Origin of the sequence: Belliella pelovolcani (genome assembly GCF_900156785.1) — a bacterium.
GTDB lineage: Bacteria > Bacteroidota > Bacteroidia > Cytophagales > Cyclobacteriaceae > Belliella > Belliella pelovolcani.
Window position 1 is genome coordinate 34,222 of the sequence record NZ_FTOP01000011.1, and the last position, 16,215, is coordinate 50,436.

Annotated in this window: 14 protein-coding genes; 12 read left to right on the forward strand and 2 right to left on the reverse strand. The window is 38.7% G+C overall.

Features of this window, described 5'->3' with window-relative positions; translation table 11 throughout:
• Nucleotides 1-159 precede the first annotated feature (159 nt).
• The 4 genes from BW935_RS12515 (at nt 160) to BW935_RS12530 (ending at nt 3,392) form a co-directional block, all read left to right on the forward strand.
• The gene (locus tag BW935_RS12515) at nt 160-1,107 is read left to right on the forward strand and encodes an acetyl-CoA carboxylase carboxyltransferase subunit alpha (protein WP_076501956.1); all 948 of its coding nucleotides are present in this window, start codon (nt 160-162) and stop codon (nt 1,105-1,107) included.
• An 89-nt stretch (nt 1,108-1,196) separates the two neighbouring features.
• Entirely contained in the window at nt 1,197-2,042 is an 846-nt protein-coding gene (locus tag BW935_RS12520; RefSeq protein WP_076501957.1) for an MBL fold metallo-hydrolase, read from the forward strand.
• Nucleotides 2,032-2,835 carry a patatin-like phospholipase family protein gene (locus tag BW935_RS12525; RefSeq protein WP_076501958.1) on the forward strand — a complete coding sequence of 268 codons (804 nt, stop codon included), beginning with the start codon at nt 2,032-2,034 and terminating at the stop codon, nt 2,833-2,835. The genes BW935_RS12520 and BW935_RS12525 overlap by 11 nt, the downstream gene beginning before the upstream one ends.
• Nucleotides 2,832-3,392 carry a 1-acyl-sn-glycerol-3-phosphate acyltransferase gene (locus BW935_RS12530; protein WP_076501959.1) on the forward strand — a complete coding sequence of 187 codons (561 nt, stop codon included), beginning with the start codon at nt 2,832-2,834 and terminating at the stop codon, nt 3,390-3,392. The genes BW935_RS12525 and BW935_RS12530 overlap by 4 nt, the downstream gene beginning before the upstream one ends.
• A gap of 25 nt (nt 3,393-3,417) precedes the next feature.
• Here BW935_RS12530 and BW935_RS12535 read toward each other — a convergent pair whose 3' ends face one another.
• Nucleotides 3,418-4,452, reverse strand: a complete 1,035-nt coding sequence (locus tag BW935_RS12535) for an alpha/beta hydrolase (protein ID WP_076501961.1) — start codon at nt 4,450-4,452, stop codon at nt 3,418-3,420.
• Nucleotides 4,453-4,588: 136 nt separating this feature from the next.
• On the opposite strand from BW935_RS12535, the gene BW935_RS12540 reads away from it, so the two are divergent.
• From BW935_RS12540 to BW935_RS12565, 6 genes are all read left to right on the forward strand, one after another.
• Nucleotides 4,589-6,238 (forward strand): M28 family metallopeptidase, encoded by a 1,650-nt coding sequence (locus BW935_RS12540; RefSeq protein WP_076501962.1) that lies wholly within the window; start codon nt 4,589-4,591, stop codon nt 6,236-6,238.
• Nucleotides 6,239-6,242: 4 nt separating this feature from the next.
• A complete protein-coding gene (locus tag BW935_RS12545; RefSeq protein ID WP_084565947.1) occupies nt 6,243-6,767 on the forward strand; it encodes a hypothetical protein in 525 nt (174 codons plus the stop codon).
• 108 nt (nt 6,768-6,875) lie between these two features.
• Nucleotides 6,876-7,556 (forward strand): TetR/AcrR family transcriptional regulator, encoded by a 681-nt coding sequence (locus tag BW935_RS12550; protein WP_076501964.1) that lies wholly within the window; start codon nt 6,876-6,878, stop codon nt 7,554-7,556.
• The gene (locus BW935_RS12555; RefSeq protein WP_076501965.1) at nt 7,546-9,246 is read left to right on the forward strand and encodes a peptidase domain-containing ABC transporter; all 1,701 of its coding nucleotides are present in this window, start codon (nt 7,546-7,548) and stop codon (nt 9,244-9,246) included. The genes BW935_RS12550 and BW935_RS12555 overlap by 11 nt, the downstream gene beginning before the upstream one ends.
• A gap of 12 nt (nt 9,247-9,258) precedes the next feature.
• On the forward strand, nt 9,259-10,611 hold the full coding sequence (locus BW935_RS12560; RefSeq protein WP_076501967.1) for an HlyD family secretion protein: 1,353 nt from the start codon (nt 9,259-9,261) through the stop codon (nt 10,609-10,611).
• Nucleotides 10,612-10,617: 6 nt separating this feature from the next.
• The gene (locus BW935_RS12565; RefSeq protein ID WP_076501968.1) at nt 10,618-12,009 is read left to right on the forward strand and encodes a TolC family protein; all 1,392 of its coding nucleotides are present in this window, start codon (nt 10,618-10,620) and stop codon (nt 12,007-12,009) included.
• A 42-nt stretch (nt 12,010-12,051) separates the two neighbouring features.
• On the opposite strand, the gene BW935_RS12570 is transcribed toward BW935_RS12565, so the two are convergent.
• Nucleotides 12,052-13,515, reverse strand: coding sequence for a Gfo/Idh/MocA family protein (locus BW935_RS12570; protein ID WP_076501970.1), 1,464 nt, complete (start codon nt 13,513-13,515; stop codon nt 12,052-12,054).
• A gap of 232 nt (nt 13,516-13,747) precedes the next feature.
• Here BW935_RS12570 and BW935_RS12575 point away from each other — a divergent pair, with 232 nt between their 5' ends.
• Nucleotides 13,748-15,097, forward strand: coding sequence for an alanine/glycine:cation symporter family protein (locus tag BW935_RS12575; protein ID WP_076501972.1), 1,350 nt, complete (start codon nt 13,748-13,750; stop codon nt 15,095-15,097).
• A 2-nt stretch (nt 15,098-15,099) separates the two neighbouring features.
• Nucleotides 15,100-16,212: a glycerate kinase family protein gene (locus tag BW935_RS12580; RefSeq protein ID WP_076501973.1), complete on the forward strand. Its 1,113-nt coding sequence runs from the start codon at nt 15,100-15,102 to the stop codon at nt 16,210-16,212.
• Nucleotides 16,213-16,215 lie beyond the last annotated feature (3 nt).

Sequence of the window (16,215 nt, forward strand, 5' to 3'; positions counted from 1 at the left end):
TTTTAAAAGGACGGGATTTGATGGTAGATTGAGGTATTATATGCTGATTTTTTTTCTCGCAATAGATTTTTCTAGGGGGATTAAAATGGAACCATCGATATAAAAAAGTTTCTAATCGGTATATTATTTTTATCTTTGCCTTAGTCAAAAACGCTTATTATGGTATTAGAATTTGAAAAACCAATTGCTGATCTTGAGACCAAGTTGCAAGAAATGAAGGACTTGGCAAAGGGTAGAAACATTGATTTGTCTGCTGATATTCAGTCGTTGGAAGAAAAAATACAAGCTTTGAAAAAAGAAACATTCCAGAATTTGACTAGATGGCAGCGGGTTCAGCTTTCTAGACATGCAGATAGACCTTATGCTTTGGATTATATTTATGAAATGACGAATGATTTCATAGAGCTTCATGGTGATAGATCTGTCAAAGATGATAAAGCCATGATTGGTGGTTTAGGAGATTTGGACGGGAGAAGTGTGATGTTTATCGGTCAGCAAAAAGGTAGAAATACCAAACAAAGGCAAGAGCGTAACTTTGGGATGGCTAATCCTGAGGGATATAGAAAGGCACTTCGATTGATGAAAATGGCAGAGAAGTTTGGTAAGCCAATTGTCACTTTAATCGACACTCCTGGTGCATTTCCTGGCTTAGAAGCGGAAGAAAGAGGTCAGGGCGAAGCTATCGCTAGAAATATCAAAGAAATGTTTATGCTGAAAGTGCCTGTTATCTGTATTATAATAGGGGAAGGTGCTTCCGGAGGTGCTTTAGGTATCGCAATTGGAGATAGAGTGATGATGTTGGAAAACACTTGGTATTCCGTGATTTCTCCAGAGTCTTGTTCTTCTATTCTTTGGAGATCTTGGGATTATAAAGAGCAAGCAGCAGAGGCACTTAAGCTCACCGCTCCTGATATGCAAAAGAATGGCCTAATTGATGGAATCATTGAGGAACCACTTGGTGGGGCACACAAGGATATGAAAAAAATGGCTAGAACAATTAAAAGCGCTATTTTGGAAGCTTTGAAAGAACTAGATAAAATTAAACCTGAAAAGAGAATTGACCAAAGAATAGATAAGTTCTGTTCTATGGGTGTAGTTGTGGAATAAATTATTCTGATCCCATAATGACTTACCTGAATGATTGAGAATGAAGGCTAAGTTATTATGGGATTTTTGTTTTTAAATAAAAAAGAGTCATGAACTTACATGTTGTCAATACTGGATTTTTTAAGTTGGATGGTGGAGCCATGTTTGGTGTAGTACCAAAAACACTTTGGTCGAGAACCAATCCAGCTGATGAAAATAACCTTTGTACCTGGGCCATGCGATGTCTTTTGGTAGAAGATCAAGGTAGAATCGTATTGATTGACAATGGTATTGGGGATAAGCAGGATGCAAAGTTTTTTTCGCATTATTACCTTCATGGTGATGCCTCCTTGCAAGGGTCTTTGAATCAGTTAGGACTCGACTATGCGGATATCACAGACAATTTTCTTACACACTTACATTTTGATCATTGTGGGGGAGGAGTGAGGCATGCAAATGGAGATACTGATCAATTTCTAATGACATTTCCAAATGCCAAATATTGGACTAATGCAGATCATTGGAATTGGGCTACGGTACCAAATGCAAGAGAGAAAGCCTCATTTCTTAAAGAGAATATACTTCCTATGCAAGATAGTGGTCAGCTGGCATTCCTTGATCTTGAAAACCCACAGCTTTTTGAGGGATTTGAATTTTTCACTGTCGACGGTCATACAGACAAACAGATGATTCCAAAAATTCATTACAAAGGTAAAACAATCGTTTTTGCAGCTGATTTACTTCCTTCAGTAGGTCATATACCACTTCCTTATGTGATGGGGTATGATACAAGGCCTCTATTGACTTTAGAGGAGAAGAAGAGATTTTTAGAAGAGGCAGCAAGGCATCAATATATCATCTTCTTGGAACATGACCCGCAATTCGAATGTTGTACCGTGAAAATGACAGATAAGGGTGTCCGACTTGATCAAACATTCAAACTTAATGAAATCTAATCCAAAAATTGGTCTTGCATTCTCCGGTGGGGGAATCAGAGGTATTGCTCACCTTGGTGTAATCAAAGCTTTGGATGAATACGATATCAAAGCAGATCAAGTGAGTGGAAGTAGTGCTGGAGCCATAGCTGGTGCCATGTATTGCAATGGATATACGGCCGAAGAGATTTATGAAGCCATTATCAAAACCAATTACTTCAAATTCATGCGCCCTGCTATCAGCTGGACTGGTATTTTGAAAATGGATACAGTTGTAGAACTATTTAATAAGTACTTTCCAGAAGACGATTTTGCTGCATTGAAAATACCCTTGACTGTAGCAGCAACAGACATCAAAAGAGGGAAGGTGGTCTATTTTTCTAAAGGTCCACTGATCAAGCCCGTGATGGCGTCATCTTGTATCCCAGGGATGTTTGATCCTATTGAAATTGATGGTAGATATTATGTGGATGGAGGTGTGTTGAATAATATGCCAGTTGAGCCACATGATGGTGTTTGTGACGTAATCATTGGAGTCAACTGTAATCATTTACCAGAAGAACATAACATCAAAAATATCAAGAATTTGATAGAAAGGACAGTAATTATGTCCATGAATTACAATGTGTATAGTAGAAAGAATAAGTGTGATTTTTTCATAGAACCTCAAGGTTTGGCAAAGTATGGTGTATTTGACATCAAAAAATCCAAAGAGATATTTGATGCAGGATATAAGGCGACAATTGAATATATAGAAGCTAACCCGGAGTTTAAGGCATTGGGCAAAACTGAAGAAAAATTAGAAATCAAATGATGAAGTTCCTATCTAAGGTGGTGTTTTGGCTAACAGGCTGGAAATTTGTGTCCGTTTGGCCTAAAGAATTAAAAAAAGCAGTATTGATTGCTATCCCTCATACAAGCAATTGGGATTTGCTGTATGCGAGAGCAGCTTTTTATTTGATGGACGTCCCTGTAAAGTTTACCATTAAAAAGGAAGTCATGGTTGGTCCTTTAGGTTGGTTTATCAAGTCACTAGGTGGAATTGGTATAGATAGAAGGCGAACTCCGGGAAAAAAGAAACAGACGTACACAGAATTGATGGTCAATTTGCTCAAGGAAACTGACGAGTTGGTCATGATGGTTACTCCTGAAGGGACCAGAAGCTATGCGCCAAAGTGGAAATCTGGCTTTTATCATATCGCTTTAGGAGCAAATGTTCCAGTCGTAATAGGGTATCTCGATTACAAAAAGAAAGAGGCTGGAATCGGCCCTATTATCATGCCTGATGGAAATATGGATGCACAAATCGAAGAAATGAAGGTCTTTGGACGAACTGTTACAGCCAAGTATCCCGAGCAAGGAATTAGATAAATGATTTTTTCAATACTATTTTTAATTAATGTGATGGAACGGCAGCCAAATCTATTTCAGGATTAGCCTTCAAGCCTACAATATTTTCGAGAAAGTCAATGGTTGCGTTTCTCACGCCTTGCCAATCCTTGGAAGTGATTTCAGATGCGATCACGTGGTCTCCTGATTCTGGAAAGGGGTTTTTTAATTTTAATTCAGGTAAAGTACTCACCGACTCGTACATTTCAAGCATTTTTGGAACAGAGACTACAAAATCCTGTTCTTGATCATTTTTGTAATAGTACCCCAAGAATAATGGTTGCTTGATTTTTTTGAATGTCTGCTCATTCATAGTACTTCTCAAAAGAACTCCTAAACTTACATAACTATTTAAATGATATTCCTCTGACCAGTATTTAGCCTTTTCACCTTCTCTTTGATTGATGCGCATGCCGTCTTTTATCAGGAAGTTTTCAGCGAGGTATTTATTCCAAGGTTGAAAAAATCTATCTAAGGCTTTACCTCCTTCTTCTATTGCTGGTGAGTATAGAATCAAAGCTTTCATATCGGGTCTTTCTGCTGCCAGATTCAAACTCAAAGCACCACCCATAGATGTTCCAATGACAATCACACTGTCTCCAATGCTTTTCCCTATCATAAAAGCTTCTCTAGCTGCTTCTAGCAAAAGCTTTGCTGATAGGTATTTCATAGCATCGGGTCTTGATATACCATGTTCGGGAAGCCTAGCCAAGTAGAGGTTTGCATTGAAATATTGTGCAACCTGTTCATGCACCGGCGAACCTTCCTTTTCGCTAGCACCAAAACCATGAATGTAAACAATGGAGTAGGGTGTTTTGGATTTATTTGAATCAGCCCAGACTATTCTAGCAGTAGTGCCAGGCTTCAGTCCAGTAACAGTATCCTCAATTGCCTTGATGTAATTTTCTAATTGGGTTGGATCGGTGGGAACTTGGTGATACTCCCCAGATAAGTCTTCGATTTCAGCCTTCGGACCAAGCATATAAACAATAGCCAGAAGCATTGCTAAGGCCATGGCGATGGTGAGAATTCTTTTAAGCATAATTGATTTGCTGATCAAAAGTTTTACTTCTTTTTCCTGTTTTGATTGTTCAAAGATAGTCTTTTCAATTTTGATTACTTTTATAATATTTCACGCTATATTTTCTAAATTTGAGTAATCACTCAATTCAACTCTTATGAAGAATCAAATACATTATTTGCTATCATTGAGCATAGCTACTATATTTTTTAGTGCCTGTCAATATCAAGTAACTGATACCTATCAATTTCAAGTCGAAGACATAGAGGATCATATCATCACCTTATCTTCAGACGACTTTCTTGGTCGGATGCCATTTACAAAGGGAGAGGAGCTGACCACTTCCTATTTGGTCAATGAATTTAAAAGCCTTGGACTTGAACCTGGAAATGGCGATTCATTTTTTCAAGAAGTGCCAATGGTGTCTATTCTAGCTACTCCTGCAGCGCAGATGAAAATCAGTTCTGAGAAAGAGAAAATAGTATTGGAAGGATTGAAGGATTATGTGATTTGGACACAAAGGACTGATCCAAGCGTTAGCTTCGAAGATGCTGAACTTGTTTTTGCGGGTTTTGGAATAGTTGCACCTGAATATGGTTGGGACGATTATAAGGGACTCAATGTCAAAGACAAGATTGTAGTGGTCCTGGTGAACGATCCGGGTTTTGGGACTGAAGATGAAGCTTTTTTCAAAGGTAATACCATGACTTATTATGGTAGATGGACCTATAAATATGAAGAAGCCATCAGGCAGGGAGCTTTGGGATGTTTGATCGTCCATAACACCATCCCAGCTGGTTATGGATTCAATGTGGTGCAGAATAGCTGGAATGCGTCTAAACTTTACCTAGATGATAGGGGAAAAGAATCTTACAAACTTGCTTTTGAAGGTTGGATTACCTTGCCAATTGCCAATAGGCTTTTTGAAATGGCAGGATTGAATGAAAGAGAGATGTTAGCGAAAGCGCGTAAGGTTGATTTTGAACCTATTCCGATGAATTTGAAAGCTGCAAGTACCATTGATGTGAGTGCTTCCTACAATATCAGTAAAAATGTTATTGCAAAAATTACTGGTAAGACTGCTCCAGATGAAGTGATCATTTATACTGCACATTGGGATCATTTGGGTATTGGAAAACCAGATGAACTTGGAGATAGCCTTTATAATGGCGCATTAGACAATGCTAGTGGGACGGCCGCTCTATTGGCTATGGCTAAGGCTTTTAAAAATGATACTCAGACGGATCGAACAGTGGCTTTTCTTGCAGTAACTGCTGAAGAGCAAGGTCTATGGGGCTCGGCATATTACGCTCAAAACCCGATCTTCCCTAAAGAAAAAACTGTCGCCAATATCAATATGGATGGTATCAATCCTTATGGGAAAATGAAAGACGTGTCTTTGATTGGTATGGGGCAATCTTCCTTAGAAGATATTTTAATTGAAGAATTGGATAAAGTAGGAAGGTATGCTTCTCCCGACCCAACTCCATCAGCTGGATTTTATTTTAGGTCTGATCATTTCAATTTTGCAAAAATTGGAATACCAGCCCTCTATATTGGAACCGGAATAGATCATTTTGAAAAAGGGAAAGAATACGGAAAGCAGCTGCAGGACGATTATACAGCAAAATATTATCATAAACCATCTGATGAATATGACCCAAGTCGCTGGAATCTCGATGGGGCAGTAGAAGATGTGCAGCTTTTATACCAAGTGGGCAGGAGATTAGCCAATGATTCTAAGTGGCCTCAATGGAAGCCAGGTTCAGAGTTTAAGGCGGTTAGAGAGGAATATTTAAACAAATAAGTTTGTGCATCTTAGAATAATATTTCTCGGTATAGTATTGATTGTCCTAAGTTTTGGACAGGTGAAGTCTCAAGACTTCGTTCCATATCGTTCAGTTTATGTAGAACTAGGTGGTGCTGGACTCCCTTATTCCTTCAATTACGACTTCAGGTTTGACAAAAAAGATATTCATTCTTGGGGTATGAGGGTTGGTGCAGGTGGTTATGCATTTTTTGAGGGGGATAAATTTTTTTCACTCCCAGTTTTAGTAAATAAGCTATATGGTCCAGGCCCTGGTTATTTTGAAATGGGAGCTGGGTTAACTCTCGTGGCATTTAGCAGTTCCAAACCAAACTCTAGGAGTGACTTTACCCAATTTGTCTTGCCTTTTGAGGGGTCTCCCAATATGATGGGAGTCATGAGTTTTGGGTATAGACACCTTCCCAAGCAAGGCGGATTTACTTGGAGGACTAATTTGAATCCTGTTTTCAATACCAAAGGGTTTTGGCCTTTGTGGATAGGAATAGGGATTGGATATGCCTTTCAATAAGCTATAGGACCGTTTTTTGAAATTCTTGTTAGTAATGCAAACAAAAAGTGAATTTTTGTAAACTCTTTTACATACTTCATCGTTACAGAGTTTGTTTTGGTAAAAACTATGGAGAAATTACTCAAAAACATGCGGGTAGATGTAAATGATAAAATTTACTTGAAAGACCCCTTTAGCTCAGATTTAGGTAAGGAAATTATTAATAAAAGCCTTGTATTAATTCCTGAACTTGGGCTTGAGCATTTTACATTCAAAAAATTAGCATTGAAAATTGGCTGCACTGAAGCAGCTATCTATCGATATTTTGAAAATAAGCATAAAATTATGCTATTTTTGACATTATGGTACTGGGGTTTTTTGGAGCAAAATCTAGTATTATCAACTTTAAACCTGAAAGACCCTAAAGAGAGGCTGAAAATTGCCATACAAATTTTAGTTTCTGGTCCGATTTATAAAATCAATGATTTTGTTGATCCCATTCCCTTGAAAAAATTAATCATCGACGAATCTACCAAAGCATATATGACCAAAGAAGTAGATGATGATTATAAAAACGGTTTCTTTAACCTATACAATAGGCTAGGTGAGCGAATTGCAAATATAATTCTCGAAATAAATCCAACCTACGAATTTCCTAAAACGCTGGTTTCTACTGTAATGGAATCCAGTCTATTGCAATCTTATTATTCAGAACATATTCCAAGTCTTACTGATATTCACCCCATGGATAGTAAGAAAGTGGAGTTTTTCCAACAACTTGTATTTAAAGCCATAGCAAATGAAAATTGAAGTAGCACTGACTCCTTTGAAAAGATTTTTAAGATTTCTTAACGAGGAAAAAAGAGATGTCTATGCGATTTATTTCTACGCCATTCTCAATGGATTAGTATCACTTAGTTTACCTTTGGGTATTCAGGCCATTTTGAATTTTATTCTAGGAGGTAGGATTAGTACTTCTTGGGTCATACTCGTCGTTGTAGTAGGAGCCGGTATCTCCTTTGGCGGATTTCTCCAAATCAGTCAGCTATACCTTACGGAAAAACTTCAACAAAGAATTTTTACAAAATCTGGTTTTAGTTTTGCGTATCGTTTACCAAGGTTGAAGCTAGATGCCCTACATGATAAGCATGCACCAGATCTTGTCAATAGGTTTTTTGATGCGGTCAATCTTCAAAAGGGGATGGCTAAGATTTTAATAGATTTTTCCACTGCATCCATACAAGTATTCTTTGGGTTGCTTTTGTTGGCATTGTATCACCCATTCTTTATCATTTTTGGATTTATATTAATCCTATTGTTGATTTTGATTTTCTACTTCACCAGTCCCAAGGGAATGGAAACTTCTTTGAAGGAATCCACTTCTAAATATAAAGTAGCTTATTGGCTTGAAGAGATTGGAAGAACAATGGCGACCTTCAAGTTGGCAGGGACTTCTAAGTTGCCATTTATGCGCGTAGATAAGTTATTGCAAACTTATGTGGAGTTTAGAAATAAGCACTTTGCGGTATTGATGTTTCAATATAAAATCTTGATTGCGTTCAAGGTCTTGATTGTTTGTTCTCTTCTTGTCGCAGGTAGTTTGCTATTGATCAATAATGAAATAAGTATTGGTCAGTTTGTTGCTGCCGAGATCATCATTGTTTTAGTAGTAGGCTCAGTTGAAAAATTGATTTTGACACTTGAGGCTGTTTATGACACCCTGACTGCTACCGAGAAAATGGGTCAAATCATGGATTTGCCTGTTGAAAGAATCGAAGGAACTGATAAATCACTTACTAGTGAATTCACAGGTCTAGAATTCAAAGTTCAGAATGTAACATATCAATCTAGAGATCTACAAGTCAATATATTGGATGATGTCTCTTTTCACTTGAAAACTGGAGAGAAAGTATTACTCACAGGGTCAAGTGGTAGTGGGAAAAGCACCCTAATGTACTTGATGGCAGGACTTTATTCTGATTATAAGGGTAAGATTTTCGTCAATGGTCTTCCCATTGATATGATGAATTTGGATAAGTTCAGGAGCTTCGTAGGTGATAGCTTGACACATCAATCAATATTCCATGGATCTATCTATGAAAATATCACCCTAGGAAAAGATGTGGAGTCCAAACAGCTGAAAGAAATCATAGAGCTGGTTGGCTTAAAGGAATACGTTTTTGCATTGAATGATGACTTAGATACCATGCTTATGCCAGAGGGCAAAGGGCTTAGTAAGAAGATCATCAGTAAGATTATCATGGCTAGGTGTCTAGTGGGTAATCCTAAGGCATTGATTCTAGAGGACTTATTTACTTATTTTGATCCTGAGTTGAAGAAAAGTATCGGAGATTACATTTTGGCAGGTCCATGGACTACGATGATGATATCTGATGATTTGGATTTGCTTAAAAAAGCACCGAGAGTCATAGAGCTGAGTAATGGGAAAATCATTTTCGATGGCCCAAGTGATGCTTATTTTGAATTTAAAAACCTTTAATCTTCTAGCCCTATGTTAAATATTTCAAGAAATAACGTCGAGAAGAAAGTATCCTTTGAAGGTTTCAAGAGTTTAGTAATGTCTGAACCTACGGATCAGAGCAAAAAAAGAGTGCGTGTTCTTTTGTGGTTTATGCTAGGAACAGTGCTATTTATATTTCTACCATGGACTCAGAATGTAAGGTCCAATGGCTATGTGACTGCATTACGTCCAGATCAAAGGCCTCAGACTGTGCATTCTATCATTGCAGGTAGGATAGAGAAATGGTATGTATCTGAAGGAGACTATGTGAGTAAGGGAGATACTATCTTATTGATATCTGAGATTAAAGATGACTATTTTGATCCACAGCTACTGGAGAGAACGCAGCTACAAGTAGATGCTAAAGTCTTATCTGCCAAGTCATATGAACAAAAGGTAAAAGCGCAGCAAATTCAGATAGACGCCTTAAGGGCAAATAATATACTTAGAAAGGAACAGGCTACTAATAGGCTTCGAATGGCTGAGCTAAAAGTAACTTCAGACAGTATTCGATTTGAGCAAGCCAAAGTGAATTATAGTATTGGTGAGCAGCAGTTGGTGCGAGCTGAAGAATTATTAGAAAAAGGTCTGAGATCTTTGACAGACTTTGAAACCAGAAAACTGAGGTTTCAAGAAGTGCAAGCAAATTTGATCGCTTCGGAAAATAACTTATTGAGTTCCAGAAATGAATTGATAGCGGCTCAAATTGAATTGAATGCTATTGATAATGACTTTAGGGATAGGATGGCCAAAGCTGAATCAGAAATGTATTCCGCTATGTCCTCTCAGTTTGACTCAGAGGCTGCTGCTACAAAGCTTTCCAATCAATTTACCAATTATGAATTCAGGGCTGGTTTTAGGCATATTTTAGCTCCTCAGGATGGGTACATTACTCAAGCTATCCAAGTGGGTATTGGCGAGACTATCAAAGAAGGTGCGCAGATTTTGAGTATTCTACCTGCTGATGCACAACTTGCTGTAGAAATGTTTGTTGAGCCAGTGGATTTGCCGCTTCTAAGACCAGGAAATAAGGTAAGGTTTATCTTTGATGGTTGGCCTGCCATTGTCTTTTCGGGTTGGCCACAGCTATCTAATGGTACTTTTGGAGGTAAGGTGGTAGCGATAGATAATTTTGCTGGTCCTAATAATAAATACCGAGTATTGGTAGTAGAAGATCCAGAAGAAGATCCATGGCCCTATGCATTGAAAATTGGCTCAGGGGCTGATGGAATTGCACTATTGAATGATGTGCCTATATGGTATGAAATCTGGCGGCAGCTCAATGGCTTCCCAGCTGACTACTACACTAGAAAAGAAAAACTTGCCAACAAGAATAATAAATAAACAAGCATGAGTTATCTCAAAGGTTTATGTTTTGGGTTTTTACTGCTGTTGAGCCAAGTTGCTTTAGCTCAGGAAGTACTCAGCTATGAGCAATACTTAGAATGGGTGAGGTTTTATCATCCAGTAGCCAGGCAAGCTGATATTAATTTGAAGTTTGGTGAGCAAGAACTTAGAATGGCGAGAGGTGGATTTGACCCGAAGCTTTTTGGAAATTATGACAACAAGCAGTTCAATGGAACTGAATATTATGATAAGCGTGAGGGAGGAATTGCTGTTCCTACGATGGCAGGTGTGGAGCTAAAGGGAGTTTTTGAACAAAATCGAGGGACATATCTCAATGCCGAAAGAACTGTGCCTAGCAATGGTTTGATTGCAGCTGGAGCATCAGTGAATCTTGGTCAAGGGCTTCTGATTGATCAAAGAAGGGCGACACTCAGACAAGCTGAGATTTACAAGGATTTGACTCAGTCAGAAAGACAACTTTTCCTCAATGATTTATATGTAGATGCCACTAGTGCGTATTGGTTTTGGTCAGCCTCTTATCAAAATCTGAAGATTTTGGAGGAAAGCGTAGAGCTAGCTCAAATTAGGTTTGAAGCAGTCAAAGAAAGCTTTGTGCAAGGTGATTTGCCTGCTATCGATACTGTGGAGGCGTACACTCAAGTGATGAATAGGATATATAGATTCCAATCTGCACAAATTGATTTTGTAGATGCATCGCAAAGCTTGAGCACCTTCTTATGGGACGAAGAAGGACAGCCATTGAATTTGATTGATGGGGTTTTTCCTCAGGATGTATTGGCACCTATTGAGCTAGACTATGACCAAGCTACATTGAGAGGCCTAGTAGCAAATCATCCTGTAATAAGGATTACTGACTTTGAATTGGCTAGTTTAGATATTGAGCGTCGTTGGAAAGCGGAGCAATTGAAGCCTATTGTGAAAGTGAATTACAATTTCCTAACAGAAACAGTAGGACAATTTAATGAAGCACCATTCTTTGAAAACAATTATAAATGGGGTGTTACCATCATGACTCCAATATTCTTGAGAAAAGAAAGAGGTGGTTTGGGACTTACCAAAGCTAAAATTGACTTCAAACAGAATGATAGAGATTTGAAATTTCTGCAGCTTCAAGCAAAACTAGAAGCGGAAATCAATAATTTTAGAACACTTGGGGATCAATTTGGCGTTTTCAATGCCAATATTTTAGGATTGGAGAGTTTGCTTGAAGGCGAGCAGATTCGATTCCAAATAGGAGAAAGCTCTCTATTTTTGATCAATGCCAGGGAGGTTTCAGTGCTAGATGGAAGATTAATTCTAAACGATCTCGCAGCGAAAAGAAAGATTGCCTATGCCAAAATGCTCAATGCTGCGGGTATTGGGTTTGAGGAGTAAAAGAATTACCTTAGCTAAACTTCTTTAGCTAAGGCTTTTTATTCACCCTCCTAGCATCCAACCTTCTCTGTATTCTCTTTTTACAAATTGATTGGCTGGGTCGAAATTAGTGACTTTCATATTTGGCCCATCCCAAACTAATTTAATTCCTCTTCCTGGGTAATCAAATCCATTTCCAGTGGTACGTGGTATTCTGTAATCATAACTTCTGATAGCTAGATTACCCATCAAAACTGACTCTGTAAGCGGTCCCGCAATTGAAAATGGAGAACTGAGATTATTGTAAGCATTGCTTCCATAGCCTTCGATACAAGCTTCTACCCAGTTATTATAATGACCAGCATCACCATTTGGAACTCGATAAAGTGTTTCAGGTACATTGATTTCGGCAGTTTTAGACGTTGGAAGAAGCTGTGGGTTCCTTCCATAGGTACCACACATCATCTTTCCTTTGGTTCCTTCTATAATGACACCATTTCCTCCATCTCCCATCACCTCATTCGGGCCGAGCTCTTCAGGTCTAGCAGGTTGTATTCCCCCATCCATCCAGTGGAAAGATAGGTCTTCTTTGCCTTCTCTTTTAAATTTCAATGTGATGTGTGAAGAAGGAGGGCAGCTATCTGGGAAATATCCTCTCTGGAACTCTCCTATGTAAACTGAGCCTACACTACATTCTGCTGACTCGGGATAGCCCAGCCCTAGAACTCTAAAAGGAGGCTCCATGATGTGACATGCCATATCTCCCAATGCTCCTGTACCATAATCCCACCAACCTCTCCAGTTGAATGGGATCAAATTGGCTACGTAATCTCTTTGAGGTGCAGTACCTAGCCATAGGTCCCAGTCCAAATCTGCGGGAGGAGTAGCGGATTCCTTTGGCCAAGGAATACCTTGAGGCCAAACAGGTCTGTCTGTCCAGCAATACACGCGTGTTGCTTCGCCAATTAATCCAGCATTGTACCATTCCATCATTTTTCTTACGCCTTCACCGGAGGACCCTTGGTTTCCCATTTGGGTTACGACTTTATATTGGTCGGCAGCTTCGGTCAGCATTCGAGCCTCATATATATCGTGGGAGAGGGGTTTTTGGACATAAACATGCTTACCAAGTTGCATGGCAGCCATGGCTTGGATGGCATGCATGTGGTCAGGGGTAGAGATGGTTATGGCATCTATACTTTGATGCTCTTTGTCAAGCATCTCTCTGTAATCTCTGTAATATTTTGCTTTACCATGATCTTCTACAGCTCTTTTGGCTCGGGTATCGTCAACATCACACAATGCTACAAATTCAGCTTTTCCAGTGTTAAATGTGCCTCTTACATCATTATAGCCCATACCACCTACACCTATGCCTGCTACTCTTAATTTATCTGAAGGAGCGATAAAGCCAGGTCCTCCAAGCACATGTCTTGGAACTAAGTAAAATCCGGCTATTGCAGTAGCAGAAGCTTTAATGAAACTTCTTCTGGAATTATGCTCTTGGGGTTTATTGTCTTTTTTCATCTTAATAGGAAAGTATTTTGGTTTGATCAATGTCTAAATTAAAGTTTTTTATTTTTTTGACTCGCTTTTGGGTTCATTTTTTCTATTAAGAGTTTCAATTTTACATGGGTGGATAGAGTAAGTTGAATTTTGAATTTAAATGACCAAAAGACAGAGAATATAGCTGATTGCTATCCATACCATTGTAAATTCAGAAAATTGGCATTAATATGCCTCTTCATTTAAAATCACAATGGGAGACTTTATTATTAATTTCAGTAATTGGATTTGGGATACACCTATGCTTGTCTTGTTAATGGGAGGCGGATTTATTCTATTTGTTTATTCAGGATTTCTACCCTTCAGGAGGTTAGGTCATGCAATTAAACTTGTGCAGGGTAAATACGACGATCAAAATCTTCCTGGGCAGATTTCCTCCCGACAAGCATTATCTGCTGCGATTGCCGCAACAGTCGGACTAGGGAATATTAGCGGAGTAGCTATAGCAATCAATATGGGAGGACCAGGAGCTATTTTCTGGATGTGGATGTCTGCATTTGTGGGAATGGCAACCAAATATTTTTCTTGTAGTCTAGCCATTATGTATAGAGGAAAAGATTCATACGGCGAAGTCCAAGGAGGTCCGATGTATGTGATAGAAGAAGGCATGGGCAAAAAATGGAAGCCTTTGGCTATTTTATTTTCAGTCGCTGGAGTTCTTGGTTTACTGTCTATTTTTCAAGCCAATCAACTTACTGCGGTACTCAGATCTGTACTTTTGATACCCAATGGGCTAGATAGTGGAGACAGTACCAAATGGGTGCTTGGAATTTCAATGATGCTGATCGTAGGAGTTGTGATTCTTGGAGGGATCAAAAGGATCGCAATGGTAGCTTCACGATTAGTACCATTTATGGTAGGAGTTTATTTCATTTCAGTGATTATCATTCTGATCCAATATATAGGTAATGTTCCAGCAATGTTGCAATTGATCGTAGTGGATGCATTTACAGGTCAAGCAGTGATGGGTGGTGCAGTAGGAGCAGTCATCATACTTGGGGCTAGAAGAGCTGCTTTTTCAAATGAAGCCGGCATCGGAACTGCGCCAATGGTGCATGGTGCTTCAAAGAACAACGAGCCTGTCAGGGAAGGTCTAATCGCCATGCTTGGGCCATTTATAGATACCATAGTCGTATGTACGCTGACTGCTTTGGTGATTTTATTGACAGGTGTCTGGGAAAGTACCGAAAATGATGGTGTGAGATTAACGCTATCTGCTTTTGAAATGGCTCTACCAGGTATTGGAAAGTATCTTTTGATGATTGCTGTGCTTGTTTTTGCAATGTCCACCATGTTTACTTACTCTTATTATGGGCATAAATGTTTTATCTACTTATTTGGCTCAAAGAAGGCAGATTATTACAACTACTTCTATCTATTGACTATTGTAGCTGGTGCTGTAGTTTCGCTTGAAGTTGTAGTAAGTTTCATTGATGGAATGTATGCTGTGATGGCTATTCCTACGATGATTTCTACTGTATACCTTGCTCCAAAAGTAAAAGCTGCCACGAAAGATTATTTCAATAGGATGGGCAAGTTATAGTTATGAAGATCCTTATCGCTCCCAATGCTTTCAAAGGCACAATTGACTCACTTGCAGCTTCTGAAATTATAAAAGTGGAGTTGGAGCAACTAAACCCTGATTTCGACATTGAAATAAGTCCCATTGCTGACGGAGGTGATGGGACTTGTGAATTGGTCGGACATGCTCTAGGAATAGAGAAAGTGGGTAAAATGAGCCTAGATGCTATAGGGAGATCGAAATTTGGATATTACTATTGGGATGAACTTCATCGTATTGCTTATTTAGATGTAAGCACAGTTTCGGGGATTAAGGATCTGAATGAATCCCAAATAAATCCCTTTATAGCCAATACTTATGGTACTGGAATCTTAATTCAAGATGCCATAGCTAGAGGGGCGGAGCAAGTTTATTTGGGTTTGGGTGGTAGTGCAAGTATCGATTTGGGTACTGGGATTCTTCAAGCTTTGGGTTTTTCTTTTTTGGACGAAAAAGGAAGAGAGTTAATCCCTTTCACAGATTTATTTTTGACAAAAATAAGTCATATCCAAAGGCCTCCTCACGCATCTAAAATTAAATTGACTTGTGTGTGTGATGTATCAAACCCTTTCTTCGGTACAAATGGAGCAATTAAGGCATTTGGACCTCAGAAGGGCTTAAATGATAGTGAAAAGGAGAGTTTTGAGGTTAACTGTAAGAGAATCATAGACCTATTTTCTAGAAAAATCTCGAAGGTGATCCCCGACGGTTCTGGTTTCGGAGCTGCTGGAGGTATTGCTTATGGATTGAGCCATTTTTACTCCGTGGAGATAGAAGCAGGTTCTAGTTGGTTTTTTAATAAAGTTAATCTTGAAGATAAAATACAGCAATCAGATATCATCATCACTGGAGAAGGTATCTACGACCAGCAATCAAAGGCGGGGAAAGGATGCTTTGCGTTACTTCAAATAGCCAAAAAGTATAATAAAAAATCTGTCTTAATAACTTCAAAGGTAAAAGGAGTTGAACCTGATTTCGATCAGGTGGTGATACTACCTGAACTAGATTTTAATAAGAAAGACTTTAAGAAATTGGCAAAAAGTAATTTAAAAAATGCCATTGGCAAAATAGATTTTCAAATAAGGCCTCAAAATTGAATT

What these genes read in the sequence shown, in the direction of transcription:
- BW935_RS12515 (WP_076501956.1), top strand. Translation starts at nt 160, where the DNA reads ATGGTATTAGAATTTGAAAAACCAATTGCTGATCTTGAGACCAAGTTG.
- BW935_RS12520 (WP_076501957.1), top strand. Translation starts at nt 1,197, where the DNA reads ATGAACTTACATGTTGTCAATACTGGATTTTTTAAGTTGGATGGTGGA.
- BW935_RS12525 (WP_076501958.1), top strand. Translation starts at nt 2,032, where the DNA reads ATGAAATCTAATCCAAAAATTGGTCTTGCATTCTCCGGTGGGGGAATC.
- BW935_RS12530 (WP_076501959.1), top strand. Translation starts at nt 2,832, where the DNA reads ATGATGAAGTTCCTATCTAAGGTGGTGTTTTGGCTAACAGGCTGGAAA.
- BW935_RS12535 (WP_076501961.1), bottom strand. Translation starts at nt 4,452, where the DNA reads ATGCTTAAAAGAATTCTCACCATCGCCATGGCCTTAGCAATGCTTCTG.
- BW935_RS12540 (WP_076501962.1), top strand. Translation starts at nt 4,589, where the DNA reads ATGAAGAATCAAATACATTATTTGCTATCATTGAGCATAGCTACTATA.
- BW935_RS12550 (WP_076501964.1), top strand. Translation starts at nt 6,876, where the DNA reads ATGGAGAAATTACTCAAAAACATGCGGGTAGATGTAAATGATAAAATT.
- BW935_RS12555 (WP_076501965.1), top strand. Translation starts at nt 7,546, where the DNA reads ATGAAAATTGAAGTAGCACTGACTCCTTTGAAAAGATTTTTAAGATTT.
- BW935_RS12560 (WP_076501967.1), top strand. Translation starts at nt 9,259, where the DNA reads ATGTTAAATATTTCAAGAAATAACGTCGAGAAGAAAGTATCCTTTGAA.
- BW935_RS12565 (WP_076501968.1), top strand. Translation starts at nt 10,618, where the DNA reads ATGAGTTATCTCAAAGGTTTATGTTTTGGGTTTTTACTGCTGTTGAGC.
- BW935_RS12570 (WP_076501970.1), bottom strand. Translation starts at nt 13,515, where the DNA reads ATGAAAAAAGACAATAAACCCCAAGAGCATAATTCCAGAAGAAGTTTC.
- BW935_RS12575 (WP_076501972.1), top strand. Translation starts at nt 13,748, where the DNA reads ATGGGAGACTTTATTATTAATTTCAGTAATTGGATTTGGGATACACCT.
- BW935_RS12580 (WP_076501973.1), top strand. Translation starts at nt 15,100, where the DNA reads ATGAAGATCCTTATCGCTCCCAATGCTTTCAAAGGCACAATTGACTCA.